Genomic DNA, 26,127 nt, shown 5'->3' on the forward strand with positions numbered 1-26,127 from the left:
AGGTCTCGATACGCTCCGCTACTCGACCGACGGGTGGCTGCGGTTGGTGGAGATCGAACGGCCGCGGAACTCGGCGACGGGGTCGCCGTGCTCGTCGGTGACCGAGACGTCGTAGAGGCCTGTGCGCCCGCTGCGGGTGCGGCGCACCGCGGTCGCCGTGAGGGTCTGACCGGCGACCGTGGACTTCAGGAAGGTGATGTCGGCGCCGGCTGCGACGGTGACGGTGTCGTCTTCGTTGCAGGCGATCGCGAAGGCCGTGTCGGCCAGGGTGAAGACGAGCCCGCCGTGGGTGATGTGAAACCCGTTCGTCATGTCGTCGCGCACACGCATCGAGACGACCGCGATGCCGGGTTCGTCGCGCTCGACGACCATGCCGAGCGCGGCGGAGGCGAGGTCGCGCTGCATCATGGCACGGTTCGAGGCCGGGCCGGTCGTCGTGCCGGTTGTCGTGGCAGTCGTCGCGGCAGTGGTCGCGGCATCCAAATCTGAAGCTCCTCATCGAGTTCACGCGTTCGCACGTCGTTGCTGCGGCGCTCGACTTGACTATATACTAACTGAACGATCGGTTAGTAATGTTGGATGCCACGAGCGCCCGCATACCAGGCGAAAGCCGCAGAACACACAGGAGTCGACGATGACCTCTCCCGCAGACCTCAGCGTGGTCGAACGAGACCTCTCCCCCGAGGAAGAGCAGTTCAACGACCTCATCGCCGCGGACTCGCGCGTCGAGCCGCGCGACTGGATGCCCGACGCGTATCGCAAGACGCTCATTCGCCAGATCAGCCAGCACGCGCACTCCGAGATCATCGGCATGCAGCCCGAGTCGAACTGGATCGCGCGGGCGCCGAGCCTCAAGCGCAAGGCGATCCTCATGGCCAAGGTGCAAGACGAAGCAGGCCACGGGCTCTACCTCTACTCGGCCGCGCAGACGCTCGGCATCACCCGCGAAGAGATGATGGACCAGCTCATCACCGGCCGGGCGCGCTACTCGTCGATCTTCAACTACCTCACCCCGACGTGGGCCGACATGGGCGCGATCGGGTGGCTCGTCGACGGCGCCGCGATCTGCAACCAGGTGCCGCTGTGCCGTGCGTCCTACGGCCCGTACGGCCGGGCGATGGTGCGCATCTGCAAAGAGGAGTCGTTCCACCAGCGCCAGGGCTTCGAGATCCTGCTCGAACTCATGCAGGGAAGCGAGGCGCAGCGCGAGATGGCGCAAGACGCCGTGAACCGCTGGTACTGGCCGTCGCTCATGATGTTCGGCCCGCCCGACGACGAGTCGCCGAACTCGGCGCAGTCGATGGCGTGGAACATCAAGCGGTTCTCGAACGACGAACTGCGCCAGCGCTTCGTCGGCATGCTCGTGCCGCAGGCCGAGGTGCTGGGCGTGACGCTGCCCGACCCGAACCTCGCGTGGAACGACGAGACGAAGCAGTACGACATGAGCGAGATCGACTGGCACGAATTCAACGAGGTGCTCGCCGGTCGCGGCCCCGCGAATGCCGAGCGACTGCGCCGTCGGCGCGAGGCGCACGAAGACGGCGCCTGGGTGCGCGAGGCCGCAGCGGCGTACTCCGCGAAGCAGTCTGCGCGCCAGGCGGCGGTGGCGTGATGTCGACCCCCGGCGAGATCGGCACCGAGTCCTGGCCCCTGTGGGAGGTCTTCGTGCGCGCCAACCGCGGCCTCTCCCACGTGCACGTGGGCTCGCTGCACGCGCCCGACTCCGACATGGCCGTGCGCAACGCGCGCGACCTGTACACCCGCCGAGGTGAGGGCATCTCGATCTGGGTGGTCCCCGCCGACGCGATCACCACGAGCGACCCCGATGCGAAGGGTGCGTTCTTCGAGAGCCCGGCCGGTAAGAACTACCGGCACGCCGTCTATTACACGAAGAGCGAAGGGGTGAAGCACCTGTGAGCGGCGCCGACCCCGAATCGCACGGCGAGGTCTCCGTCGATCGGCTCGCGCTCGCCGACGAGCTCGCGGGCACCGCGGCCGACGGCACCACGGCGGTCGCGCCGACGGATGCAGCGGAGTACGCGCTGCGCCTCGGCGACGACGCCCTCGTGCTCGCCCAGCAGCTCGGCATGTGGATCGCCAACGCCCCCGAGCTCGAAGAGGACGTCGCTCTCGGCAACATCGCCCTCGATCTCATCGGCCACGCGCGCTCGCTTCTGCACTACGCGGGCACCGCGAGCGGTCGCAGCGAAGACGACCTCGCCTACTGGCGCGATGAGCCCGACTGGCGCAACGCCTGGCTCTTCGAACAGCCGAACGGCGACTTCGCCCACACGATCGCGCGTCAGCTCGCGGCATCCGTGTACCTGTACGAGCTGTACTCGCGTCTGGTCGACTCGGCCGATCCGACGCTCGCGGCGATCGCCGCGAAGTCGGTGAAGGAGGTCGACTACCACCGCGACCATGCGACCCAGTGGGTGCTGCGGCTCGCCGGCGGCACCGATGAGTCGCGTCGCCGCATGATCACCGCGATCATCGACACCTGGCCGTACATCGACGAACTCTTCGTCGACGACGTGCTCGTCGAGCAGCTGGCTGACGACGGCATCGCGGTGCTGCCCTCGACGCTGCGCCCAGTGTTCGACGCCGTCATCGACGAGGTCTTCGCCGAGGCCGCGCTCGAGCGTCCGACGGGTCGCACGGCGTTCATCGCCTCGGGCGGCGGCCGCGAAGGCCGGCACACCGAGCACCTCGGCCCGCTGCTCGCGGAGATGCAGGTGCTCGCCCGGGCGCACCCGGGGGTGTCGTGGTGATCGCGGCCGCAAACGCCCGTCGAGTAGCGCCGCCGGAGGCGACGCGTATCGAGACGCAGACGGGTCTCGAAACGACGGCTGCGCCGCCTACTCGACCAACGGCTTCCGTGGCGCGGCCGCTGCCCGCCGACCCGGCGGCGCGGCGCGCGTGGGACGTCGCGGCGACCGTGACCGACCCCGAGATCCCCGTGCTCACGATCGAAGACCTCGGCGTGCTGCGCTCGGTCGACATCGGCGGCGACGGCGCCGTACGGGTGCAACTGACGCCCACGTACAGCGGATGCCCCGCGCTCGACGCCATGCGCGACGACGTGCTGCTCGCGCTCACGCATGCCGGCTACGACGAGGTGCGGGTCGATCTCGTGCTCGCCCCCGCGTGGACGACCGACTGGATGAGCGAGGCCGGCAAGGAGAAGCTCCGTCGCTACGGCATCCAAGCGCCGACGGGCAACGCCGCCGCCCGCCCGGCGGGGCCGGTGCGCCTGCAGCTCGCGGTGAAGTGCCCGCGCTGCGACTCGCTGAACACGCGCGAGCTCGCTCGCTTCGGCTCGACCTCGTGCAAGGCGCTCTACGAGTGCCGTGACTGCCTCGAGCCTTTCGACTACTTCAAGGTGCTCTGATGGGGGCGCGCAACCTGGGCGCCGCTTCCGCTGGTCGCGTAGCGAGCGTCAGCGAGCGTATCGAGACCCCCGCACCGGATCTCGCCGCATCCGAGAGTCGACCAGCAGAGGAGGCGGTCGCCTCGGCGTTCCTCGCGAGCACGGTCGGCGGCGAGACGGCGACCGCCGAGGGCGCGCCGAGCCCGAGCCGTCGGCGAGCCCGGTTCCACGCGCTCGAGGTCGCCGAGGTGCGCCCGCTCACTGCCGACGCCGTCGAGGTCACCTTCGGAGTGCCCGACGAGCTCGCCGACGAGTACACCTACCTGCCCGGGCAGTACGTCGCCCTCCGCAAGGACTTCGACGGCCATGAGCTGCGACGCAGCTACTCGATCTGCCGCCCGCCCGTGCGGGGCAGCGTCTCGGTGGCGATCAAGCGCGACCTCGGCGGCCTCTTCTCGACGTGGGCGAACACCGAGCTCGCCGCGGGCGACATGCTCGACGTGATGAGCCCGCAGGGCACGTTCACCTCGACCCTCGACGCGCTCGACGGCAAGCATGTCGTCGGCATCGCCGCCGGCTCGGGCATCACCCCGCTCATGGCGCTCGCCCATACGGTGCTGGCCCGCTCCGCGACATCCGAATTCGAACTCGTCTACACGAACCGGTCGACGCTCGACGTGATGTTCCTCGAAGAGCTCGCCGAACTGAAGGACCGCTACCCGTCGCGCCTCGCGCTGCACCATGTGCTCTCGCGCGAGCAGCGCACCGCGCCGCTGCTGTCGGGGCGCATCGACGGCGAGAAGCTCGAGCGCATGCTCGACGTGCTGATCAGGCCCGAGACGGTCGATGAGTGGTTCCTGTGCGGGCCGTTCGAGCTCGTGCAGCTCGCCCGCGACACCCTCGCGGAGCGGGGCGTGCCGGTCAAGCACGTGCGCTACGAGCTGTTCACGACCGATGCCGACCGGGTCGAACCGCGGCACGGGCGGCCCGTCATCGTCGAGCGCGGCGAGCCGACCGTCGCGATCGAGTTCACCCTCGACGGGCAGTCGACGACGGTCGAGAGCCCGGTGAGCGCGAACGAGTCCATTCTCAATGCGGCGCTGCGGGTGCGGCCCGATGTGCCGTTCGCCTGTGCCGGCGGAGTGTGCGGCACGTGCCGCGCGCGCCTCGTCGAGGGCAACGTTGCGATGACCGAGAACTACGCGCTCGAACCCGACGAACTCGAGCGCGGCTACGTGCTCACCTGCCAGTCGCATCCGAAGTCCGACCGTGTCGTCGTCGACTACGACGTGTAACCCTCACGCACGTCACGCACCTCTCCCACCTCACCGCTCCGGGGGTGGGTTCCCGCCAGAATGGGCTCGTATCAGGCCCCGATTGGCGGAAATGCACTCCGGTAGCGAAATGGCTCCGGGGGTGGTTTCCCGCCAGAATGGGCTCGTATCAGGCCCCGATTGGCGGAAATGCACCCCGGTAGCGAAATGAACGGAACCAGAACCGCGAACGAAGGAGTAGCGATGGTTGTAGCGATGGTTGAACTGAACGTGAACGAGGGCGTCGCCGAGATCGTGCTGAACGCGCCCGAGAAGCTCAACGCGCTCGACCCCGCCGCGATCGCCGAGTTGTCGGCGGCGTACGTCGAAGCGGAGCGGATGTCGCAGCTCGGCGAGGTGCGTGCGCTCGTGCTGCGCGGCGAAGGGCGCGCGTTCTGCGCCGGCCGCGACATCTCGGGCGTCGACCCGCGTGAAGACGACGTACTCGGCTACCTCGGAGGACTCGTCGAGCCGTTGCTGCAGCGCATGGCGGGATTCCCCGCGCCGACGTTCGCCGTCGCGCACGGCGCGTGCCTCGGCGTCGGCCTCGGCTTGCTCATCGCGTCGGACATCGTCTACGTCGCCGACACCGCGAAGATCGGCTCGCCGTTCGCGAATCTCGGCGCGACCCTCGACTCGGGCGGCCACGCCCTGTTCTTCGAGCGCCTCGGCGCGCACAGAACGATGGACCTCATCGTCACGGGCCGGCTCATGTCGGGGTCGGAGGCGGTCGCCGCAGGGCTGTTCTCGCAGGTCTTCGGTGCCGACGAGGTGACGGATGCCACCCGCGCCGCGGCCCGCGCCGCGGCATCCGGAGCGACTCAGGCGTTCGTCGCCTCGAAGCGACTCATCGCCGCGCTCCGCGACGACCGGCTCGGGCTCTGGGCGTCGATGGCGGAGGAGAACCGTGCGCAGGCCGCGCTCTGCGACACGGTCGACTACCGCGAGGGCTTCGCCGCGTTCCAGGAGAAGCGAAAGCCGGTCTTCACGGGCTCACGTTGATCGAGTAACGAGCGTCAGCGAGCGTCTCGAGATCGACTCTCGAGATCGACTCACGAGATCGGCGTGCCCTCGAAGTGGTGCACGCCGAGTCCGACGGTGACCGGAGCGCCGGCACCGGGCACCCACACTTCGGCGACGACGCCGTACGGCACTTCGACCTCGAGCAGCACGCGGCCCGCTTCGATGCGCCACGAGCTCGCGATGCGGCCGTAGGGCGAGTCGAAGGCGACGCGCGCGTGCGAGAGCTGCCCCGTCACGAGCGGTCGCACGGTGACGCGCCGCCAGCCCGGCGCAGCCGGAGCGAGACCTCCGACCGATCGGTGCAGCCAGTCGGCGACCGCGCCGTACGCGTAGTGATTGAACGACGTCATGGTGCCGGGATTCACGGTGCCGTCGGGCATCATCGAGTCCCATCGCTCCCAGATCGTGGTGGCGCCCATCGTGACGGCGTACAGCCACGACGGCGGTGCGGTCTCGAGCAGCATGCGGTGGGCGACGTCGGGGCGACCTGCCACGCACAGTGCATCGAGGATGAGCGGCGTGCCGACGAACCCGGTGGCGACGCGGTACTCGGCCGCGATGACGAGCTCGACCAGGCGGTCGCCCGCGGCGCTCCGCGCTGCGGGGTCGGCGATGAGATCCCAGCAGAGCGCGAGCGCGTAGACCGTCTGGCAGTCGCTGAGGACGCGCCCGCCGGGGGTGACGTACTCGTGGTTGAACGCGCGGGTGATCTCTTCGGAGAGCGTTGCGTAGCGTTCGGCATCGTCGGTGCGCCCGAGCGTCGTCGCCGCGGCCGCGAGCAGACCGGCCGAGCGTGCGTAGTACGCCGTTGCCACGACGTACGGATCGGCTGCGGCCTTCGCCGGCTCCTCGGGCGGTGCCGTCGGATCGAGCCAGTCGCCGAACTGGAAGCCGGTGTTCCAGAGGTGGTCGTCGCCGGCGAGGCTCGTCACCTTGTCGACCCACGCCCGCATCGAGGGGTACTGCCGTTCGAGCAGGTCTCGATCGGCGTATGCGAAGTAGAGGGTCGACGGCACGATCGTGGCGGCGTCGCTCCACGCTGCGGCGGCGGGGGCTTCTTCACGCAGGACGTCGGGAATGATGTAGGGCACGCCGCCGTCGGGATGCTGCTCGGCCGAGAGATCCTCCAACCACCCCGCCAGGAAGCCCGACGTGTCGAACAATGTGGCGGCGGTCGGCGCGAACACCTGGATGTCGCCGGTCCAGCCGAGCCGTTCGTCGCGTTGCGGGCAATCGGTCGGAAGGTCGAGGAAGTTGCCGCGCATTCCCCAGACGACGTTCTCGTGCAGCCGGTCGACGAGGGGATCGGAGCTCTCGAACCAGGCGGTCCGGCGCAGCGCGGAGCCGAGCACGAGACCCGTCACATCGGCGGGATCGAGGTCTGCGACACCCGAGATCTCGGCGTATCGGAACCCGTTGAAGGTGAATGTGGGGTGCAGCACCTCGACCTCTGCGCCGCTCAGCACGTACGTCGACGTGACCTTCGCGCTGCGGAGCGGGCGCATCGCGAGCTCGCCCCCTTCGAGCACCTCGGCATGGCGAACCGCGACCTCGTCACCCGAACGGCCGCCCCGCACCACGACCTCGACCCAACCGACCAGGTTCTGCCCGAAGTCGACGATCATCCGGCCCGACGGGGAGACCGAGACTCCCGCCGCCGGCACGCGTTCCGTCACGCGCACGGACGGGCCGCGACGGGCGACGAGTCGCGCGTGGTCGCCCGGTACCACCTCGACCGACTCGCTCGCCGCGCGGTCGGGTTCGGCGGGCACCCGCAGGTCGCGCCGCTCGCCGTCGTAGAGGTCGTCGAAGAGGATGCCGCTCGGGCTCGCGCGCCACGAGGCATCCGTCGCAATCACTCGTCGCGAGCCGTCGGCGAACTCGAGCTCGAGCTGTGCCAGCAGTGCGAGCCGGGTGCCGTAGCTCGAACGGTTTCCGGGCCAGACGAGCTGGCCGCGGTACCAGCCGTTGCCGACCAGTGCGCTCAGCGTGTTCGTTCCGCGCCGGAGCCCCGCGAGCACGTCGTATGCCTGATACCGCAAGCGGTGCTCGTACGCGGTCCAGCCGGGTGCGAGCACGTCGTCGCCGATGCGAGCGCCGTTCAGCGACGCCTCGTACACGCCGTGCGCGCTCGCATAGAGACGGGCGCGCACCGGCAGCTCGTCGAGCGCGAAGTCGGTGAAGAGGAGCGGCGCCCCGTCGTCGAGCCCGCCCAATGACATCGGGCTCACGAACGCCGCGGTCCAATCCTCGGTGCCGAGGAGGCCGACCTCGAGGGGTTCAGGGTCGCTCCACTCGGTCCACCGGGCACCCGAACCGACGCGAACGCGCAGTCGGCCGTGCCGGCGGGATTCGAGCGGCGCGAGCGGCCAGTCGACGAGCACGCTGTCGGTACTTTGAACAAGGGCGATGGATGCCTCGCCGGAGGCATCCTTGTACTCGACCTCGTAGCGGTCCGATCGCCAGCCGGTATCGCCGGTCTCGAGCACCCAGGAGAGTCGCGGCGTCGCGGTGCCGAGTGCAGCACCGGTCTCGGCCTGCTCGAGCCGGAGCCGGATGACGCGCGCCGTCGTCGTGAGCGACGTCGTCGACGCAGGCAGGTTCTGGGCGACGCCGTCGCGCGCCACCGGGTGTTGCATCGTCATCTACTCGAGCCCGGTTCCGACGACGCCCTTGATGTACCACTTCTGGAACACGATGAAGACGATCAGCACCGGAATCATCGCGATCACCGCGCCGGCCAGACCGACCGCAGGAGAGATGGTCGAATTCTCTCCGCCCGCCAGGGGAGCGAGCGCGACGTTGAGAACCCGCTGCGCGGGGTTGGGCGCCACGATGAGCGGCCAGATGTACATGTTCCACGCCGTCAGGAAGCTGATCGAGCAGAAGGTGGCCAGTGCAGGCTTCGCGAGCGGCAGGGCGATCGAGACGAATACCCTCGGCCAGCCGGCGCCGTCGATGCGAGCCGCCTCGATGAGACCGGCGGGAAGGGTCACGAAGAACTGGCGGAACAACAGGATCGCGAAGGCGCATTGCGCCGCCATCGGGATGATGAGCCCCGCGAACGAGTTGAGCCAACCGAGTTGGAACGTCACGATGAACAGCGGGATGAGGGTGAGGTTGCCGGGCACGAACATCGGCACGACGAGCGTCGCGAGGATCGCTCCGGTCCACTTGAAGGGGATCTTCGCGAGCGCAAACGCAGCCGGCAGCGAGATGAGGAGCTGGAGCCCCAGGATGCCGAGACTGAAGATGAAGGTGTTGCCGATCACCTGGGGGGTGAGGAAGTTCCAGGCATCGGCGAAGTTCTGCCAGATCGGCGTCTCGGGCAGCAGCGGCTGCGGAAAGGCCTTGACCTCGCTTGCAGACTTGAGCGAACCCGAGACCATGTACAGCAGCGGTGCTGCCAGCACGATGCCGCAGACGACGATGAGCGCGTAGCGAAGGGTGTTGTAGAGACGCGGATGCATCAGCTGCGCTCCTTCCTGAAGCGGACGATCGCTCGTGAGAGCAGCACGATGGCGATGAGCAGCACGAGTTGGAAGAGCGAGAGGGCGCTGCCGTAGCCGATGTCGCGCTGGGTGAACGCGACCTTGTACGAGTACAGCGCGAGTGACTGGGTCGTGCCGAGGGGGCCGCCGTCGGTCATGATGAGGGCGATCTCGAACGAGCCGCTGATGAAGCCCACGGCCTGCAGCACGGCGACGAGCACGGTGGTGCTCCAGACGTTCGGCCAGGTCATGCTCCACAGTTGCCGCCACTTTCCGGCGCCGTCGAGCGCGGATGCGGCGTAGATGTCTTCAGGCACGCGCTGGAGCCCGGCGAGGTAGAGGATGATGACGATCGGCAGGGCCCCCCAGATCATCATGATCACGAGCGCGGGCCTCGCCCACGTCGGATCGGAGAGCCAGTTGGGGCCGTCGATGCCGAGGAGCGCGAGGAACTGGTTCACGAGTCCACCGCGCCCGCTGTAGAGGTTCACCCAGATGATGGACGCCACCGCCGCCGATGCGATCATGGGCGTGAAGTAGAGCACGCGCCACGCGCCGACGCCGGGCATGTTGCTGTTCACGACGACGGCGAGCAGGAAGCCGATGACGATCGTCGGGATGACGCCCATCACGACGAAGAGCACGGTCACCCCGAGTGCCTGCCACATGTCGGGATCGGCGAACAACCGCGTGATGTTGTCGAGACCGACGAAGACCGGCGTACCGAAGAGGTCCCACTCGAAGAACGAGAGCACGAGGCCGCCGATGGCGGGCAGGATCACGAAGATGAAGAAGCCGAGCATTGCGGGCGAGACGAAGAGCACCGCGGTGAGGGCGTCGACCCGACGGTTCTTTCGGGTCGACAGATGCTCAGCCGGTTGGGATGGACGGGGCACGTCGGCGCGGGGAGGCGGCGTCTCCGTCAATGGTGTTGCGGTCACGGATGGATCCTTCGAACGGAGTCGGGTGCGGGAACGCAAGTTCCCGCACCCGATTCTCGACTTACTTGAGTTCCTTGGCGATGGCGGCGTTCACGGTCGCCTCGGCCTCTTGGAACGCCTCGGCCACGTCACGGCCTTCGAGCGTCACCTGCTGCGTCGCCTTCTTGGTCGCTTCGGACATGACACTCGCGCTTGCGCCCGGCATCTGGGTGAGCAGCACCGCGGTGCGCGCCGATTCGCCGAAGATGGCGATGTTGGCGGGCGGAGGCGTCCCGTCCTTCCAGATGCCGTTGTCGATGCCGTCTTCGGTCGGCGGAATCACGCCGCCCACCTCTTGGGCGACCTTCATGCCGGCGTCGGTGTCGTAGAACCATGCGAGGAACGCCCATGCGGCGTCTTGGCTCTTACTCGTCTGCGCGATCGAGAGGCCGTACGAGCCGCCACCGGCCGTCGAATTGCCGTCGATCGTGGGAAGCACCTGCACGTCCCAGTCGTGGTCACCCATCGTCGTCTTCGTCTGCGGAACGGCGCCGCGCGAGCCGATGGACATCGCGACGCTTCCCGAGTCGAACTTCAGCGTCGGGTCGTCGGTCGTCGCGGTGTACTCGCCGGAGGCGGTGCCGTACGCCGAGATCAGCTTCGTCCAGGCTTCGATGGCCTCTGGCTGACCGATACCGGATTTCCCGGTATCCGCGTCGTAGACGAATCCGCCGTAGGCCTGGATGACGGGGCCGTAGACGATCTGCGCGGTGCCATCGCTCAACGGGGCTGCGAGACCCGTGATGGCGCCGCCCGACTTCGTCTGGATCTCCTCCGCGACCCGATACAGGTCATCCCAGGTCCAGTCGGCCTGGGGATACTCGTCGACGCCGGCCTCTTCGAAAACGGTCTTGTCGTAGTACAGACCGACGGAGTCGGCGCTCACCGGCAGGCCGGTCACCTGGTCGGGGTTGTCGAGCGGCCGGTACTGCCCCACGAACTGCGGCAGGAAGTCCTCGATCGTCAGGTCGCCGAGCTTGCCTTCGTCGATGCCCGGGCCGAGGTCGAGGGTCACGTTGTTCTTCGCGAGCGTGTCGGCGAGGAAGTCGACGTTGAAGAACACGTCGGGGAGTTCGCCGCTGAGACGAGCGGTCGCGAGCTGCTGCGCGTATACGGCGGCATCGTCGGTCGTGCTGCGCACCTCGACCTTGCGGTCGGGGAACTCCTTCATGTACGCGTCGGCGTACTCCTGGAACTGGGGCTCGAGGCCCGTGATGGTCGTGAGCACGATGCTGCTGCCCTCGACTTCGCCGGCGGCGCCGCCGGCATTCGTGCTGCCGCACGCCGCGAGCAGCGGCAACACCGCGAACGCTGCGGCGGCGACGGCCAGTCGACGGTTGCGTGTAGGACGTGACGTCATTGTCCACATTTCCTTTCCTGTGATGGGTGCAAGGGAGGAGATGGCGTCGTCCTGGTGGGCAACACCGTTGTTGAAACCTTTCAGTTCATGGTTCTTCAGACGTGGCCGAATGTCAAGCGCCGATATCAAAACGTTTCAAAAATGCGATGGTCCGCTGTGAGGGCGGAATGGCGGGCGTTCCGGTGGTTGCCTGGAGGCATTGTGATACGTTTCAATAATTCTCGGCACGAAAGGGGACGTCAGTGACGACGCAGCATCCGGAACGAATGGCGGCGCAGCAACCCGACGGAATGGTGTCAGAGCACCTCGATCGAGTGACGACCCAGCACGACGATCGAACGGCGGCGCAGCACCCGGTTCGAAGCGAGGCCGCCGAACGCCCCCCACATCCGTACGCCGGAACGACGGCGGAGGATCTGCGGGTCGACGCGCGCACGACGCGGCGCCTCGACCGCTTCATCGCGCTCGCGACCTCTGCCCGCCCTCGCGTGTCGTGGACGGTGCCACTCCTACGCGACGGTCAGTCGCAGACCGCCTTCGAGGCGGTCGTGCTCGACGAAACGGGTTCCGCGACCGTCTGGACGAGCGGAGTCGTCGAAGGCGCCGACCCCTGGGTGCGGGTCGCCGCCGACCTCCCCGCCCACTCGCACGACCTCGTCATGGTGCGCACCCGCGACGAGCACGGCGAATGGTCGGAATGGTCGGAGCGCGTGCCGCTCGAGACCGGACCGCACACGATCGCCGACTGGGGCGGCGCGAGGTGGGTGTCGGCTCCGTCGCTCGGCGTGCTCCGCCGCACCTTCTCCGTCGGGGGCGCACCGCGTCGCGCGCGCCTGCACGTGACCGCCCAGGGGCTCGTGCGCGCGAGCGTCAACGGCCGCCCGGTCAACGCCGCATCGAGCGACCCGTCGCGCACCGATGCCGACCGCGCGCTGTTCCGCAGCTACGACGTGACCGATCTCGTGCGGGTCGGCGACAATGCGCTCGACCTCGCGCTTGCGCACGGGGAGTGGAAGCGCACGGGCCTCGATCCGCGGGTGCTCGCGGTACTGGTGGTCGAGCACGGCGACGGCTCACGCTCCTTCCACGGCACCGGCGAGGGCATGCTCGCGGGCGCAGGCCCGGTCACCATCGAGGACCCCTTCTACCTCGAAGCGCACGAGCCCGGCCGGGCGATCGTGTTCGCCGCGGCATCCATCGCCGTACTCGACTCGGCCGACGACTCGGCCGACCGCCCGGCCGACCGCTCGGCCGACCGCCCGGCCGGGTTCAACGAACCCCCCGCGTGCGTGTCGCCCGACCCCGGCCCGCCGCTGCACGTCGTCGAGACCATCACCCCGGCGCTGATCTCCGCACCCGAGCCGGGCGTGCTGCTCTTCGATGTGGGGGTCAACGTGGCGGGGCGCAGCCGCCTGGTGTTCGAGGAGGACCTGCCGGCCGGAACCGTGATCGAGGCCGTGCACGGCGAGCACGTCGGCGCCGACGGGCGGCTCGATACGACCAACCTCACGATGCCGTTCGATCAGGGGCGGGTGCGGCAGGCCGTGCGGTACACGATCGGCGACGGCGACGGCGACGGGGCGAGCCGGGTGCTCGAACCGTGGTTCTGCTACCACGGGTTCCGATACCTCGAGGTGCGCGGCATCCCGGTCGGCGTGGCCGTGCGGGTGGAGGTGCGCACGCTGCACAGCGACCTCCGCCCGAGCGGCACGCTCAGCACGGATGCCGCCGCCGTCGACACGCTCATCGAGCGCGGCCGCCGGACCCTGCTCAACAACGTGCACGGCATTCCGGAGGACTGCCCGACGCGCGAGCAGGCCGGCTGGACGGGCGACACCGCGAGCGCGGCCGACTTCGACTTCTCGGCGTTCGACATGCAGGCGTTCTTCACGAAGTGGCTCGGCGACCTCCGCACGAGCCGGCAGGCGAACGGGGCGATTCCCGCGATCGCACCAGATGTGCGCGCAGAGCGGATCCCGTCCGATCCGGTCTGGGGTGCCGCGCTGCAGCGGGTGCTCGAGGGGCACTGGCTGCACTACGGCGACCTCGATGTCGTGCACGAGACGCTGCCGGCGCTGCGCGCCTGGGTCGACTTCCAGCTCTCCTGCGCGAGCGCCGACGGCACCATCGGCCGCTCGCCGATCAGCTACGGCCACGACTGGCTCGCGCTCGAGCAGACGCCGCCTGAACTTCACCACACCGCTGCGACGCTCGATGCGCTGCGCGTGCTCGCCGAGTTCGAAGAGCTCGTCGGCGACACGGATGCCGCGGCCGCACGCCGCGCGCAGGGCGACGATCTTCGGCGCGCTGCACGAGCGAGCTTCGTCGACTCGTCGGATGGACGGCTGTCGGTGGGGAACGGCTCTCAGGGCTCGCTCGCGATCGCGCTGGAGAGCGGATGGCTCACTGCGTCCGAGTCGGCCGTCGTCGCGGCGCAGCTCGAACGAGACGTGCGGGCCCGCGGCAATCGGGTCTCGTCGGGCTTCGCGACGACGCGCACCGTGGTTCGCGCACTCGCGCGCCACGGTCGTTCGCAAGCGCTCTTCGACGCACTGCACCAGCCCGCGGAGCCCGGCATCGGCGCCATGCTCGACCACGGGCCGGGCACGTTCTGGGAGTGCTGGTGGATCGACCCCGAGAACACCGGCACCGGTTCCCTCGATCACATCGGTCTCGGTGGCCCCTTCGCCGGATGGGCCTGGCAGTCCCTCGCGGGCGTGCGGCCTGTCGCGGGCGGATTCTCGCGCTTCGTCGTCGAGCCTCGAATGGTCGACGGGCTCACGACCCTCGCGCTCGAGACCCGCACGGTGCGCGGCTCGATCGAGGTGCGATTGCGCCGCGACGGCTCCCGACTCGAGGTCGAGCTGGTCGTTCCGGTCGGCGCGGAGGCCGTCGTGCGGCTGCCCGGCGCGACCGAAGAGACGGTCGGATCCGGTCGGCACCGGTTCGTCGCCGAGGTGACGGTGCCCGTACACGTGCCGCCCGCGGTGGAATCGCCGTGGCATCCGCCGGTGTGGGCGCCGTCATCGACCGATGTCGACGGCGACGGATCCCTCCTGCAGTCGGCGATCACCGACGGGCGATTCGAGGCAGCCGGCTCGACGGGGTCGATCGCCGTGGTCGAGCATGGGCTGGAGTGCATGCCGGTGCCGCACGCGCAGCTCGAAGGGCCGGTTCTGCGCGTCACGGACGCCGACTCCGTCGACCCGGGCGGCCCGCTGGCCAGAATCACGATGCCCGTTCCCGTCGACCTGTCGGATGCACGTTTCGTCTTCGCGATGTTCGACCTGTGCCTCGACGGCCCGACACGACCGGTCGAGACCGTTCTCCGTGTCGTCGCCGCGGACGGCACGACTCTCGAGACGAACCAGCGGCTCTGGCCGGCCGGCTGGATCCGTACGACGCTCGACCTCGTCGGCTGGGCCGGAGCAGCCTCGGTGGTCGCGATCGAGGCCGGGCTCGAATACCTCGACACCGCAGCCACGACGGATGCCGCTCACCCGGCGGCTCCGCAGCAGCCCGCGTCATTCCACCTCGGCCGCGTCGGATTCTCTCGAGCGCGGCGCACCTGGCCGTAGGCCCACCTGAAACGCCCGCTCATGCGGGAGCGTCTTGTACCAGTACGCCGACTTCTTGTAGGCACGCTCGCTCGTCCGCCTGCTTGCCCTGTTCGGGGTCGTCGAGGCCCGGCGCGAAGACCGGCATGCCGTATCCGACCCACAACGCGATCGGCTCGTTCGACGTCGACCACAACGGCACGCGATCCCCGCTGGTCAGCCGTGCGGGTGCCGCGGTCTCGTTCATGGCAGGTGCTGTGCGGCATGCAGGCGCGCGTATGCCCCGCCGGCCTCGAGCAGGGCGTCGTGATCGCCGACCTCGACGATGCGCCCGTGGTCCATCACGACGATGCGATCGGCACCCCGGATGGTCGAGAGCCGGTGCGCGACCACGAGCGAGGTGCGACCCCGCATGAGGGTGTCGAGCGCGTCTTTCACCTTCGCCTCCGACTCGCTGTCGAGCGCGCTCGTCGCCTCGTCGAGCAGGAGGATCCGCGGATCACGGATGAGCGCGCGGGCGATCGCCAGTCGCTGCCGCTGCCCGCCCGAGAGCCGCGCACCCCGCTGGCCGACCATCGTCTCGAGCCCTTCGGGCAATTCGTCGACGATCTCGGCGGCATTCGCGTCGACGAGCGCCCGGCGCACACGTTCCTCCGGGACATCCGTCAGCCCGTAGGTGACGTTCTCGCGGATCGTGCCCTCGAACAGCACGGATTCCTGCGGCACCACCGAGACGAAGCGACGGAAACTGCGCAGGTCGAGGCGTTCCATGTCGCGACCGTCGAGCAGCAGTCGGCCTGCAGTGGGGCGGATGAATCCGAGCACGAGATTGATCGTCGTGGACTTGCCCGAGCCCGACGCGCCGACGAATGCCACGGTCTCGCCCGGTTGGATATCGAGGTCGATGTGATCGATGGCCGGCCGCGCGGCATCCGGAAAGGAATAGCCGACGCCTTCGAAGGCGATCTGACCGACCACGCGATCGACCACGGTCTTGCCCTCGTTGCGCTCGAGGTCCGGGTCTTCGAGCACTTCGGCGATGGACTTGATCGACTCGACGCCGCGCGCGATGATCGGTGTGAGTCCGACGAGCTGGGTGATCGCGCCCGTCAGCGTGGCGAAGTAGGTGCTGAGCAGCACCACCTGGCCCGCGGTGATCGGCACGATGCCCGATATCGCCGCCCATCCCGACAGCCCGAGGCACAGTGTCGACAGCACCTGGAACGAGACCCACGACATGCTCTCGAACCGGGAGTTGAGGCGGTCGAGCGCGAGGCCGGCCTGCTTGACGTTCTCCGCCGTCTCGGCCACGCGGGTCGACGCGGTGCGTTCGAGCCCGTGCGCGCGGGTGATCGGGATGAGCGAGGCCATCTCGCCGACTCGAGCAGACAGGTCCTCCATCTCGAGCCGGAAGGCCTCGTTGCGACGGGCCGCACGGTGGCGCATGCCCGCGACGAGACCGGCCGCGATGGGCACGGTGATGGCGAAGACCAGGAGGAAGGCAGGCGCCTGGATCGCCGTCACGGTGATCGAGCCGATCAGGATCGAGAGGGAGACGGCCACCACTGGGAAGACCTGCTGCATGAGCAGTTCGACGTTCTCGACGTCGCGAACGATCTTGGTCTGGATGATCGATGCGCTCTTGCGCGTGTGGTACCCGATGGAGAGTCCCTGCAGGTGGCCGGTCAAGGCATTGCGCAGGTCGGCGGCGACCGAGCGATAGGCCTTGCTGTACATCCGCACGTACCAGATGTGGTTCGGCGTGTTCAGGAGCAGCACGAGCACCGTCAGGGCGACGAGGAGCCAGAGCCGCCCGTAATCCGCCGCGCCGCCTTCCGCGCCGGAGACGACGGTGTCGATGATCTGCGCGGTGAAGACGGGGACGAGCCAGATCGGGCAGTCCTTGACGGCATGGAACAGCACGGCCGCGAGGACCCGACGGCGATAAGGGTGAAGCATGCTGCCGATGGACCGGATGGGGTGACTTGCACGGATGTGCACAACAGCTCCGAAGCTCGGGGGCGGGTGCGGGTGCGGACCAGAGCGTGACGGCTCGAGCCTGTCACCTCGGGAGTGCAGGAATGAAAGGTTTCACTGAGCTGCCATCATGGAGGGATGCTCCGGGGCTGTCAAGCACCGCTCAGCGTGGCGCGGAGCTCTCTCGCACGATGAGCTCGGGCGAGAGCTTCAGCTGCTCGTGGCGATGCTCGGGGTTGTCTGCTTCGTCGAGCGCGAGACGCACAGCGTGCTCCGCGAGGAGATCGGTGGCCTGGCGCACCGTGCTGAGGGGAACGACCGCGGACTCGGCGTAGTCGATGTCGTCGTACCCCACGACGGCGATGTCGCGCGGCACGCGGAGCTGTTCGGACATCACGAGTGCCTGCAGTACCCCGAGCGCGAGCAGGTCGTTCGCCGCGAACACCGCGTCGGGGCGCTCGCTCGCGGGCATCGCCTCGATGACGGCGCCGGCGGCGCGACCGTCGGCGATGGTCTGGTCGTGGGTGTCGACGTGCGTGAGGCGCACACCCTGGTGCTCGGCGCAGACTCGTTGCGCGCCGAGCCAGCGGTCTTCCACCTGGTGCAGTGGACCGCCGAGGAAGGCGATGTGACGTCGACCGGACTCGATGAGGTGGCGTGCGACGAGTTCGCCACCCGCTCGGCCATCGAGCGTGACCGAGCAGAAGTCGCGGTCTTCGTGGATGTCGAAGAGGATGAGCGGCATGCCGCGGGCGCGGAGCTGCCGCATTCGCTGCGTGATGCCGTCGAGCGGCGCGACGAGCATGCCGCGCACCCGCTGCTCCTCGAAGAGGTCGAGATAGCGGTCTTCCCTGGCCGCGAGCTGATCACTCGAGCCGAGCACGACGGTCTGCCCGGCCTGCTCGGCGGCCGCTTCGGACGCATGTGCCAGGTCGGCGAAGAAGGGGTTCGCCACGTTGAGCACGATCATGCCGAGCGTCGTGCCGGCACCCATCTTGAGCTGGCGCGCCAGATCGTTGCGCACGAAGCCGAGATCATCGATCACCGCCTGCACTCGAGCGAGGGTGGTCGCGGAGACCTGATCGGGCTTGTTGAGCACGTTGGAGACGGTGCCGACGGACACACGAGCCGCTTCAGCGACCTCCCGGATGCCGACTGTTCGGCCCATCGCGCCTCCGACCTCTCTGTTGACTCTCCATCCTAAGAGTCGGCGCAGGCCGGCTCGGCAATTTCGCGGGCCAGAATGAAACTTTTCAACCGGAGAGATCGCGCCCGATGCGCCTCGACGAGAGCCGCTCGCCGACCTTCAGTCCACCTGCTCGCGCGGGCGGACGGTGCTTCCGTTGCCGACAGCACGGATTGCGTGGTCCGGCTTGTGGAATATTCAGTGGACGCCCTAATCTGAAACGATTCAGGTGGCGAAGGGGTGCGTACGGATGTCGCGAATGGACCTGCCAGACAACGCAGCCCAGCCGCAGGTTCGTACTTCCACGAAGACGAGGACGTCATGAAGAGAAGAATGAGTGCCGCCCTGACGGTGACCACCGTGACCACCGTGACCACGGTGACCACCGCGCCCGCTGGACGAGCGTTCCAGAGCTTCACCCGCTGCCGGCCATTCGGCGAACAGTTCCGAAGTGGATGCGGCGAATGACGGCACGCTGGATCTGGCGCAGTGAGGGCGAGTCGTCGCCCAGGAACGAGTTCACCTGGTTTCGTACGGTCGTCACGCTCGACGAGCTCCCACTGGATACCTCGCTTCGTTTCGCGGCGGACAGCACCGCCCAGCTGTGGCTCAACGGACGACCTCTTCGACGCAAGGTCAGTCGGTTCCATGAGCCTGAAGTGCGCGCCGAGTGGGTCGACGCCGGGTCGCTCCTGCGCACCGGCGCGAACATCGTGACCGTGCTCCACCACAACTGGGGCGGAATCACGACTTTTCAGAGAACTCAGAATGTGCGCGCTGGGCTCTACGTTGAAAGCTCGTGGGTGGTGAGTGACGAGCGATGGCAATGGCTCGCGGCTGAAGAATTCGAGAGCAATGAGAACCAGTTCCTCGGCCTCGCGGGTGACGCCCCACGGGTGCGTTTTCCGATCCACTGGAACGCACGGCTGACCCGTGATCTGCGACAGGATTCCTCGATCGAGACGACCGGAGGCGGGCTCTGGGCGGCGGCCGCGGCAGTAGAAGGCGGCCCATGGCCGCACCGGCCAGGAATCGTCGAGACACCGGCACAGCGCGAGAGCGACCAGTTCCCGCTCTCGATTCTCGCCGCTGGAACATCGACACGGCCGATTGCCGGGAGCGAATCGTCGCCGTCGGCGCTGGCCGGTACGCGCCTCGTACCCGACCGCCCCATGCTGCGGGCCGTCGGCCCGTTGGTCGATGGTCAAGCCGTGACGGTCAGCGGGCAGGCGGGCGAGACGCGTTACCTCACGGTCGATTTCGCGCGCCCGGTGCACGGATATCCTTTCCTCGAATTGTCTGCCGACGTCGAAGCTGAGGTCGATGTCGGGTACGGAGAGCTCGCGCTTTCGCCCTTCGACGGCCGGGAGCTCGTCAGCGAGGACGGCTGGATCGATGTCGATGCAATCGTCGCGCGGGGGTACGCCGACCGCGTGCTCGCCGCGACCGAGCGGAGACGGTACGAGCTTCCCGACGAGCGGACCGCGCGATGGATGACCGTGCACATCACCTTCTCGATCACAGGGAGTGTTGTCATCCACGGCCTCGGGTTCGTGAAGTCGCAGTTTGCGATCGAGCCACGTGGATCGTTCCGCTCGGGCGACGAACGGCTCGACCAGATCGTGAAGCTGTGCGAGATCCACGCCGAAGTGACGATGTCCGACGCCTTCATCGACACCCCCGGCCGGGAGGACGGCCAGTGGATCGAGGATGCTCGCCCGCGCGCCCAGATTGCCGAGCGCTGGTTCGGCGACACGAGCCTGAGGCGCTTGGCGATCAGGACCCTCGCAGAAGGACAGGGAGCCGACGGCCAGCTTCATCCTTTCTTTCCCAGTGATTTCCCCGCCTATCCGGCAGCCTGGGACTGGTCGGTGCAGTGGGTGGCGATGCTCTACGACGACTATGTCTGGCACAACGATCTCGAATTCGTCGCTCGGCACTGGTCGACCCTCCGGCGACTGTGGAACCGCCTCCTCGAGGATGTGACGGACGACGGCCTGTGGCGAACAGGGGCTGTGCTCGGCGACGTTCGCAACTCTGAGCGACCCGATGCTGGAGCATCGAGCGGCCTCATCACGCCGTGGATCATCGAACGGCTCCGGTGGAGCGCACTCATGGCCGAGGCGCTCCACGACGCACCGCATGCAGAGCTCTGGAATGCCACGGCCCAGCTCCTGGACGACGGCTTCAGACGGCTCCATGTCTTTCGCTCGCATGACCAGGTGGCTGCCATCGTTGCGGACGTGTACGACCCCAGCACCGGCGGACATCACGGGTACGGGCAGGCTGGCCAGGTCGCGCCCCTTCTGGACGGTTCGATCGACGGCCAGGACGCACGAGATCTCATCGACTTCGTATTTCCCGAACCGGTGGGCTCGCCACCGAGCGGCGTCGCGCGCTGGAACAATCCGACCGCGGCGTACCGAGTGCTCAGCGCGCTGAGCGCGCACGGCTACCAGCAGCGAGCCCTCGCGCACCTGATCGAACGATATGCGCCGTACCTTCCGGGGCATCCGCGCAATCCCGTACCTCTCTCGCTGCAGGGCCCTTACGGCGGCCCCCTGCCCGAATACTGGATCTCCCGGGAAGACCGCGAGCTCGCCCGTGGCGAGGCCAACACCGCCCAGCCGATCGACGCGACCGGCTCGCACGGCTGGGGCGCCGTTCCATTGCTCTGGCTGCACGAGAGTCTGCTCGGCGTCACCTTCTCCGGACGGGGGAGCACCGCGATTTCCATCACGCCGGTGTCGGCCGGGCTTCCGTACGTGCAGGGCACGACCGTGACCCCGATGGGAGCTGTGACGGTCTCCTTCGATCCGAGCGTTCCGAAACTCTCCGTCGAGATTCCCGTCGGCTGCGTCGCGACCGTCGTCTTCCCGCAGGAGTTCCGCGACAGGATGGTGCGGGATGCGGATCGGCAGTATCTCCCCGTGCCGGCCAGCGAGAACGCGGTGCTCACCGAGGCCGGCCGATACACATTCGTGGCCGTCGGTGCGCACCGGTGACAGACCAATTGGCTGAATGGCGTGCGACACCCTATGAGGAGAGAGCTATGAATACCGCCGAAGCTTCATCGACGTTCGCCGAGGCCATCCGCAGCCTGGAAAGCGGGACCTCGTCCCCTGATCCGAGGACGGATGTGGACACCGCGTCACTGGTGGAGCGCTATCCAGAGCTCGGCAGCGTGACGGTGCGCGACCTCAGCATCCCTGCACGCCACGGCGATATCCCTGCCCGCCTCTACCTGCCGGAAGGGACCCCGAAAAGCGCCCTCGTCTGGGCCCATGGCGGAAGCTTCATCGGCGGAAACCTCGACATGCCGGAGAGCAACTGGGTCGGCCTCGCTGTGGCGGCGCATGGCTCTGCGGTGCTGTCCGTCGAGTACACCAAGGCACTGTTCGGGGTGCACTTTCCGGTGCCATCGCTCGATCTGCTCGATGCCTGGAACTGGGCCGTGGAGGAGCTCGACCTGAGCCCGGCGACCATGCACCTGGGGGGAGCCAGCGCGGGAGCGAATCTCGCCGCGGGAGTCGGGGTGCGGCTGCGCGACGGTGAGGGGCAGCTGCCGGCTTCGCTCGTGCTGGTCTATCCACAGCTCCACACCATGGTTCCCGAGCCATCGGAGGCCGCGCGCGCTGCGGCGGAGACTCTGCCGGAGATCCACCGCTTTCCGCAGAGCATGGTCACGGCGATAGCCACGAACTATCTGGGTTCCTGGCCGGATGCCGACGACCCGTACGCCTACGCCGGCCACGCGGATCTCACGGGCATGCCGCCCCTGTTCATCCTCAACTCGGAGCGCGATGAGCATCGCTATTCCGGGGAGGAGTTCGCCAAGCAGGCCATGGATGCCGGCGTCGCGATCACCGTGGTCTCCGAGCCGGGGAGCAGGCATGGTCACCTCGATCGTCCGCATACCATCGAGGCGCAGCGGAGCATCGACCGCATCGCCCACTGGCTGGACGGATTCTCGAAGTGAACCTCGCTCCAACAGAAGCGATCATGCTGGATCGCCCGCGCATCCGACCCGAACCGCTCGACCCGGAGCGATTCGCGGCCCCCGAGGCCGATGACCGCCCCGGCGTGCGGTGGTGGTGGCAGAGCCCCGTTCCGATCGAGGAGCTCACTCGCCAGCTCGGCGCCATCGCAGATGCCGGGTTCCGTGAAGTGGAGATCGCCTTCAACCGGGAGTTCTGGGGCGTGGAGAAGCAGCGTGATGCGCTCGGAGCGATTCTGAACGAGGCGGAGCGACTCGGTGTGGGCGTGGCGATGACGTTGGGGGCCTCATGGCCGCTCAAGACGCCGAACACGACGAAGGGCACGGGGTTCAGCACCCAGGAACTGCAGTACGGATCGGTGCGGCTGCCCGCAGGGCTGTCGGGACCGGTGCGCCTTCCGGCTCCGTTCGATGATGTCGATGCCGAACGCGCGTCGACGCTCGTGCGGGTCACTGCCGCTCGGGTCGTGCACTGGAATGACCCGCCGGCTGTCGCTCCGCTCGGTGATCCCTGGGCGCCACCTCGTCGTGTGATCCACCCTCCCCTCGCGTCGACCGTGTTGGACTCGGAGTCGCTGATCGACCTGACATCGCAGCTCGTCGGTTCCACGATCGACTGGGAAGCGCGCGACGGCGACTGGATGGTGTTCGCCCTCTGGATGCGCGACTGCGAGCAGGGTGTGACGAGTTTTCTCGATCGACGCTCTGTACAGGCGGCCACGGAGTACCTCGACGAGCATCAGATCGGCGCGGACAACGTCGCAGCGCTCGGCGCCGTCGGCACCGAACTCTTCGAGGATTCGCTGGAGCTCAATGCCGATTCGGTGTTCTGGAGAGCCGAGATGATCGAACGCTTCACCGAACGCCACGGCTATGACGTCACTCCCTACCTCCCGCTGCTCTTCGCGCACGGGATGTGCCGCTTCTGGGTGCCGAACGAGGAGCCGGTCCCCGATTTCGAGCTCGAGACCGGTGCCGGCGCTCGGGTGCGTCGCGACTACTACCGCCTGCTCACCGACCTCTACATTTCCGAACATCTGCTCCCGGTGCAGGAGTGGTCGATGGGCCACGGAATGCGGCACAAAGCACAGGTGGCCTACGGGCAGAGCCTCGAAGCGATTCGCAGCAATCGCGACTTCGTGCGGGCTGGCGGGCGGGCCGAGGGCGAATCCCTGAACTCAGGAGACCGGGCACCCGTCGATCGGTCCAGCGCGACCTGGCGCTTCGCTCTCGACTGGCAGCGATCCGTCGTCGGCGGAGCCCACCAAGGGGGTGCCGTGCGCATCAGCACGGAACTCGGCGCACAGTTTCGGGCGGCATACGCGTTCACCCTCGGCGATCTGCGACGGATGCTCGCGAAGGAATGGGCGGCCGGGATCACCAAGCCCTTCCTGCACGGCGTGGCGACGCAGAAGCCAGGGGCCGCGTGGCCGACGCAGACCCGGTTCGAGCAGCACATCGTCGGGGACTGCTGGAACGACACGCATTTTCCCGAATGGGCCAACTGGCTGCCTCTCACCGACTACTGGGCGCGAGGCACCGTCGTGCTCGAGACCGGGGTTGCGCGCACGGACGTCGCGGTCTATCGCGACGGCTTCCTGACGATCGCCGCACGCGGTGTGCGGGACGTGAGCGTGGACGCGACCGTTCCCGCGCGCCTCGCCGACACGGAGGCCCTCGAGAACGCGGGCTTCACCGTGCAGTTCGTCGACCCCATCGGGCTCGCCGAAGCGGCCACCGTCGGCGATGATGGGACCTTGTTTCCCGCTGGTCCGGCGTATCGAGGCCTCATCATCGACGAGCGAGCCCTTCCACCCGAAGCGGCAGAGGCGATCGCCGCGGCCGCGGAACGCGGGACACGCATCCTGATCGTCGGTGAGCCACCGTCTGCTGATTCGGGCTTCGCCGGCGGCAGTACTGGCGACGAGCGCGTGCGGGCCGCGATGGCCCGTACGCTTCTCCAGCCCTCGACGGTGCGGCTGAGCAGGATGTCGGAGGCGTCTGATGCGTTCATCCGTCTCGGACTCCTGCCACGAGCGGTCGTGGATGCGCCGGCGCTGCTCTCCCAGTGGCGCGAGGCCGGATCATGCCGTTACGTGCTCGTGTACAACACCCTCGGTGCGTCGGCTCCCGTGACGCTCTCGCTCGAGGGCGCCGGACGGGTGCGTGAACTCGACCTGACCAGCGGACGCGCTCTTGCTGCGGAGCACCGGGTAGAGGGAGACCGCACCACCGTCCCAACGCGGATCCCGGCCCTGGGGGTGCGGGTGTTCGAACTCGACCTGTCCGCAGTACCTGAGCCCATCGACGATGAGCTCTCCGCCGAGACGGTCGAGCTCGCCATCGACCACTGGCTGCTCGAGGTGGACAGCGAAGAACCTGCCGGTCCTCGTGCCATCACGCTCGACGGTGTCGGCCCCGGGGACTGGCGAGAGGTGGATGCGCTGGGTCTCGTCTCAGGAACCGGACGCTACACCGCGCGGGTGGTCGTCCCGGAAGAGCTCGCCGGCCTGCCCGCTGTCATCGACCTCGGCAGGCTTGCTGGATCTGCCGTGGTGCGGATCGGCGACCGGGTATTCGGTACCGCCTACGTCGATGACACGATCATCGATCTCGGCGATGCTCTCGAGAACGGGGACCTGATCGAGATCGAGGTTCGAACCGCGCTTCGCAACGCCGTGATCGCCAGCGAGATCACCGAACTGATCGGCCCTGATTCCTCCCAACCGCAGGGGCTGATCGGTCCGGTGGCCATCCGGGTCGCGCGAGCATCGGACGCGACGTGACGAGAGCCATCCGAGGAGTGACCCGTCGAACGTCCGTTCTTCGGTGGAGTTGCGCGTCTCGCGTACGAAAGGAATGCCATGTTCACCGACCGACCGGAGGCTGAGCTTCGAACGTATCGAAGCACGCAAGTCGACCCGACGGACTTCGACGAGTTCTGGGCGACGACGCTCGGGATCAGCCGTGAATTCGATCTCGATGTCTCGCTCACGCCCGTCGACACCGGGCTGACGACGATCGATGTCTGGGATGTCTCGTTCTCCGGGTACGGCGGGCAGCGGGTGCGCGCCTGGCTTCGCGTGCCGGCGGGTGCGGCCGGCCCACTGCCGGCCGTCGTGCAGTTCGTCGGCTACGGCGGTGGACGTGGCGGAGCGGCGGAGACCCTGTTCTGGGCATCCGCCGGATTCGCCCATCTTCAGATGGACATCCGTGGACAGGGGTCGGCCGGCAGCGTCGGCGACACTCCGGACGACGTGGGCTCGGGGCCGCAAGGCCCCGGGTTCATGACCCGCGGCATCGAGAGCCGTGAGACCTACTACTACCGGCGGGTGTTCACGGATGCCGTACGCGCTGTCGAGGCCGCCCGCTCACTCCCGATCGTCGACGAGACACGAGTCTCGGTCGTCGGCGGCAGCCAGGGCGGTGGCATCGCACTCGCGGTCGCCGGGCTCGTCCCCGATCTCGCCGCGGTCGCGGCCTACGTTCCGTTCCTCTGCGATTTCCCTCGCGCGGCCACGATGACCGACAACGATCCCTATCGCGAGATCGGTCGCTACCTCGCCGTCCACCGAGGATCCGTGGATCGGACCTTCGAGACGCTCTCGTACTTCGACGGCGTCAACTTCGCGAAGCGAGCCACCGCGTCCGCGATGCTGAGCGCCGCACTGATGGACCCGATCTGCCCGCCCTCGACGGTCTTCGCCGCCTACGCGAACTATGCCGGACCCAAGCAGATCATGGTGTGGCCGTACAACGGGCACGAGGGCGGCGGCATCGAGGATCAGCTGTCAGCGCTGCGGCACATCAACTCCATGGTCCGGTAGCGGACACCTGGCGCCCAAGGGCGCATCGTATGCAACCACGACAAGG

Annotated in this window: 19 protein-coding genes; 11 read left to right on the forward strand and 8 right to left on the reverse strand. The window is 68.1% G+C overall.

Going from position 1 to position 26,127, the window contains the following annotated elements:
• Window positions 1-18 precede the first annotated feature (18 nt).
• Complete coding sequence (gene paaI / locus AC1C2S_RS10565) at window positions 19-483, reverse strand: hydroxyphenylacetyl-CoA thioesterase PaaI (RefSeq protein WP_495352477.1); 465 nt, start codon at window positions 481-483, stop codon at window positions 19-21.
• A gap of 151 nt (window positions 484-634) precedes the next feature.
• On the opposite strand from paaI, the gene paaA reads away from it, so the two are divergent.
• The 6 genes from paaA to AC1C2S_RS10595 all read left to right on the forward strand — a co-directional run bounded on the left by paaA (window position 635) and on the right by AC1C2S_RS10595 (window position 5,685).
• Complete coding sequence (paaA, locus tag AC1C2S_RS10570) at window positions 635-1,612, forward strand: 1,2-phenylacetyl-CoA epoxidase subunit PaaA (RefSeq protein WP_495352478.1); 978 nt, start codon at window positions 635-637, stop codon at window positions 1,610-1,612.
• A complete protein-coding gene (gene paaB, locus AC1C2S_RS10575) occupies window positions 1,612-1,917 on the forward strand; it encodes a 1,2-phenylacetyl-CoA epoxidase subunit PaaB (protein WP_495352479.1) in 306 nt (101 codons plus the stop codon). The genes paaA and paaB overlap by 1 nt, the downstream gene beginning before the upstream one ends.
• Window positions 1,914-2,771 (forward strand): 1,2-phenylacetyl-CoA epoxidase subunit PaaC, encoded by an 858-nt coding sequence (gene paaC, locus AC1C2S_RS10580; RefSeq protein WP_495352480.1) that lies wholly within the window; start codon window positions 1,914-1,916, stop codon window positions 2,769-2,771. The genes paaB and paaC overlap by 4 nt, the downstream gene beginning before the upstream one ends.
• 107 nt (window positions 2,772-2,878) lie before the next feature.
• The gene (gene paaD, locus AC1C2S_RS10585) at window positions 2,879-3,391 is read left to right on the forward strand and encodes a 1,2-phenylacetyl-CoA epoxidase subunit PaaD (protein ID WP_495353237.1); all 513 of its coding nucleotides are present in this window, start codon (window positions 2,879-2,881) and stop codon (window positions 3,389-3,391) included.
• Complete coding sequence (gene paaE / locus AC1C2S_RS10590) at window positions 3,391-4,665, forward strand: 1,2-phenylacetyl-CoA epoxidase subunit PaaE (protein WP_495352481.1); 1,275 nt, start codon at window positions 3,391-3,393, stop codon at window positions 4,663-4,665. The genes paaD and paaE overlap by 1 nt, the downstream gene beginning before the upstream one ends.
• A 234-nt stretch (window positions 4,666-4,899) precedes the next feature.
• The gene (locus tag AC1C2S_RS10595; RefSeq protein WP_495352482.1) at window positions 4,900-5,685 is read left to right on the forward strand and encodes an enoyl-CoA hydratase/isomerase family protein; all 786 of its coding nucleotides are present in this window, start codon (window positions 4,900-4,902) and stop codon (window positions 5,683-5,685) included.
• Window positions 5,686-5,735: 50 nt separating this feature from the next.
• Here AC1C2S_RS10595 and AC1C2S_RS10600 read toward each other — a convergent pair whose 3' ends face one another.
• The 4 genes from AC1C2S_RS10600 to AC1C2S_RS10615 form a co-directional block, all read right to left on the reverse strand.
• Window positions 5,736-8,345, reverse strand: a complete 2,610-nt coding sequence (locus tag AC1C2S_RS10600) for a family 78 glycoside hydrolase catalytic domain (protein WP_495352483.1) — start codon at window positions 8,343-8,345, stop codon at window positions 5,736-5,738.
• A 6-nt stretch (window positions 8,346-8,351) separates the two neighbouring features.
• The gene (locus AC1C2S_RS10605) at window positions 8,352-9,176 is read right to left on the reverse strand and encodes a carbohydrate ABC transporter permease (RefSeq protein ID WP_495352484.1); all 825 of its coding nucleotides are present in this window, start codon (window positions 9,174-9,176) and stop codon (window positions 8,352-8,354) included.
• Window positions 9,176-10,138, reverse strand: coding sequence for a carbohydrate ABC transporter permease (locus AC1C2S_RS10610; protein ID WP_495352485.1), 963 nt, complete (start codon window positions 10,136-10,138; stop codon window positions 9,176-9,178). Before AC1C2S_RS10610 ends, AC1C2S_RS10605 begins: the two co-directional genes overlap by 1 nt.
• Before the next feature lie 61 nt (window positions 10,139-10,199).
• Window positions 10,200-11,537, reverse strand: coding sequence for an ABC transporter substrate-binding protein (locus AC1C2S_RS10615; protein WP_495352486.1), 1,338 nt, complete (start codon window positions 11,535-11,537; stop codon window positions 10,200-10,202).
• Between the two features lie 242 nt (window positions 11,538-11,779).
• Here AC1C2S_RS10615 and AC1C2S_RS10620 point away from each other — a divergent pair, with 242 nt between their 5' ends.
• Entirely contained in the window at window positions 11,780-15,115 is a 3,336-nt protein-coding gene (locus tag AC1C2S_RS10620; protein ID WP_495352487.1) for a family 78 glycoside hydrolase catalytic domain, read from the forward strand.
• A 19-nt stretch (window positions 15,116-15,134) separates the two neighbouring features.
• On the opposite strand, the gene AC1C2S_RS10625 is transcribed toward AC1C2S_RS10620, so the two are convergent.
• The 3 genes from AC1C2S_RS10625 to AC1C2S_RS10635 all read right to left on the reverse strand — a co-directional run bounded on the left by AC1C2S_RS10625 (window position 15,135) and on the right by AC1C2S_RS10635 (window position 18,239).
• The gene (locus tag AC1C2S_RS10625) at window positions 15,135-15,341 is read right to left on the reverse strand and encodes a hypothetical protein (RefSeq protein ID WP_495352488.1); all 207 of its coding nucleotides are present in this window, start codon (window positions 15,339-15,341) and stop codon (window positions 15,135-15,137) included.
• Window positions 15,338-17,053: an ABC transporter ATP-binding protein gene (locus AC1C2S_RS10630; protein ID WP_495352489.1), complete on the reverse strand. Its 1,716-nt coding sequence runs from the start codon at window positions 17,051-17,053 to the stop codon at window positions 15,338-15,340. The genes AC1C2S_RS10625 and AC1C2S_RS10630 overlap by 4 nt, the downstream gene beginning before the upstream one ends.
• Window positions 17,054-17,234: 181 nt before the next feature.
• Complete coding sequence (locus tag AC1C2S_RS10635; RefSeq protein WP_495352490.1) at window positions 17,235-18,239, reverse strand: LacI family DNA-binding transcriptional regulator; 1,005 nt, start codon at window positions 18,237-18,239, stop codon at window positions 17,235-17,237.
• A 482-nt stretch (window positions 18,240-18,721) separates the two neighbouring features.
• On the opposite strand from AC1C2S_RS10635, the gene AC1C2S_RS10640 reads away from it, so the two are divergent.
• The 4 genes from AC1C2S_RS10640 to AC1C2S_RS10655 all read left to right on the forward strand — a co-directional run bounded on the left by AC1C2S_RS10640 (window position 18,722) and on the right by AC1C2S_RS10655 (window position 26,081).
• Window positions 18,722-21,262, forward strand: coding sequence for an alpha-L-rhamnosidase-related protein (locus AC1C2S_RS10640; protein WP_495352491.1), 2,541 nt, complete (start codon window positions 18,722-18,724; stop codon window positions 21,260-21,262).
• A 47-nt stretch (window positions 21,263-21,309) separates the two neighbouring features.
• Window positions 21,310-22,236: an alpha/beta hydrolase gene (locus AC1C2S_RS10645; protein WP_495352492.1), complete on the forward strand. Its 927-nt coding sequence runs from the start codon at window positions 21,310-21,312 to the stop codon at window positions 22,234-22,236.
• 23 nt (window positions 22,237-22,259) lie between these two features.
• Window positions 22,260-25,040: a glycosyl hydrolase gene (locus AC1C2S_RS10650; protein WP_495352493.1), complete on the forward strand. Its 2,781-nt coding sequence runs from the start codon at window positions 22,260-22,262 to the stop codon at window positions 25,038-25,040.
• A gap of 78 nt (window positions 25,041-25,118) precedes the next feature.
• The gene (locus AC1C2S_RS10655; RefSeq protein ID WP_495352494.1) at window positions 25,119-26,081 is read left to right on the forward strand and encodes an acetylxylan esterase; all 963 of its coding nucleotides are present in this window, start codon (window positions 25,119-25,121) and stop codon (window positions 26,079-26,081) included.
• Window positions 26,082-26,127 lie beyond the last annotated feature (46 nt).

Source organism: Agromyces sp. Y782 (genome assembly GCF_059445405.1).

Excerpts from the sequence above, each read along its gene's own strand:
- AC1C2S_RS10625 (WP_495352488.1), bottom strand. The coding sequence starts at position 15,341 with ATGAACGAGACCGCGGCACCCGCACGGCTGACCAGCGGGGATCGCGTG.
- paaE (WP_495352481.1), top strand. The coding sequence starts at position 3,391 with ATGGGGGCGCGCAACCTGGGCGCCGCTTCCGCTGGTCGCGTAGCGAGC.
- AC1C2S_RS10600 (WP_495352483.1), bottom strand. The coding sequence starts at position 8,345 with ATGCAACACCCGGTGGCGCGCGACGGCGTCGCCCAGAACCTGCCTGCG.
- AC1C2S_RS10615 (WP_495352486.1), bottom strand. The coding sequence starts at position 11,537 with ATGACGTCACGTCCTACACGCAACCGTCGACTGGCCGTCGCCGCCGCA.
- AC1C2S_RS10650 (WP_495352493.1), top strand. The coding sequence starts at position 22,260 with ATGCTGGATCGCCCGCGCATCCGACCCGAACCGCTCGACCCGGAGCGA.
- AC1C2S_RS10595 (WP_495352482.1), top strand. The coding sequence starts at position 4,900 with ATGGTTGAACTGAACGTGAACGAGGGCGTCGCCGAGATCGTGCTGAAC.
- AC1C2S_RS10635 (WP_495352490.1), bottom strand. The coding sequence starts at position 18,239 with ATGGGCCGAACAGTCGGCATCCGGGAGGTCGCTGAAGCGGCTCGTGTG.
- paaA (WP_495352478.1), top strand. The coding sequence starts at position 635 with ATGACCTCTCCCGCAGACCTCAGCGTGGTCGAACGAGACCTCTCCCCC.
- paaB (WP_495352479.1), top strand. The coding sequence starts at position 1,612 with ATGTCGACCCCCGGCGAGATCGGCACCGAGTCCTGGCCCCTGTGGGAG.
- AC1C2S_RS10640 (WP_495352491.1), top strand. The coding sequence starts at position 18,722 with ATGACGGCACGCTGGATCTGGCGCAGTGAGGGCGAGTCGTCGCCCAGG.
- AC1C2S_RS10605 (WP_495352484.1), bottom strand. The coding sequence starts at position 9,176 with ATGCATCCGCGTCTCTACAACACCCTTCGCTACGCGCTCATCGTCGTC.
- AC1C2S_RS10655 (WP_495352494.1), top strand. The coding sequence starts at position 25,119 with ATGTTCACCGACCGACCGGAGGCTGAGCTTCGAACGTATCGAAGCACG.
- AC1C2S_RS10645 (WP_495352492.1), top strand. The coding sequence starts at position 21,310 with ATGAATACCGCCGAAGCTTCATCGACGTTCGCCGAGGCCATCCGCAGC.
- AC1C2S_RS10630 (WP_495352489.1), bottom strand. The coding sequence starts at position 17,053 with ATGCTTCACCCTTATCGCCGTCGGGTCCTCGCGGCCGTGCTGTTCCAT.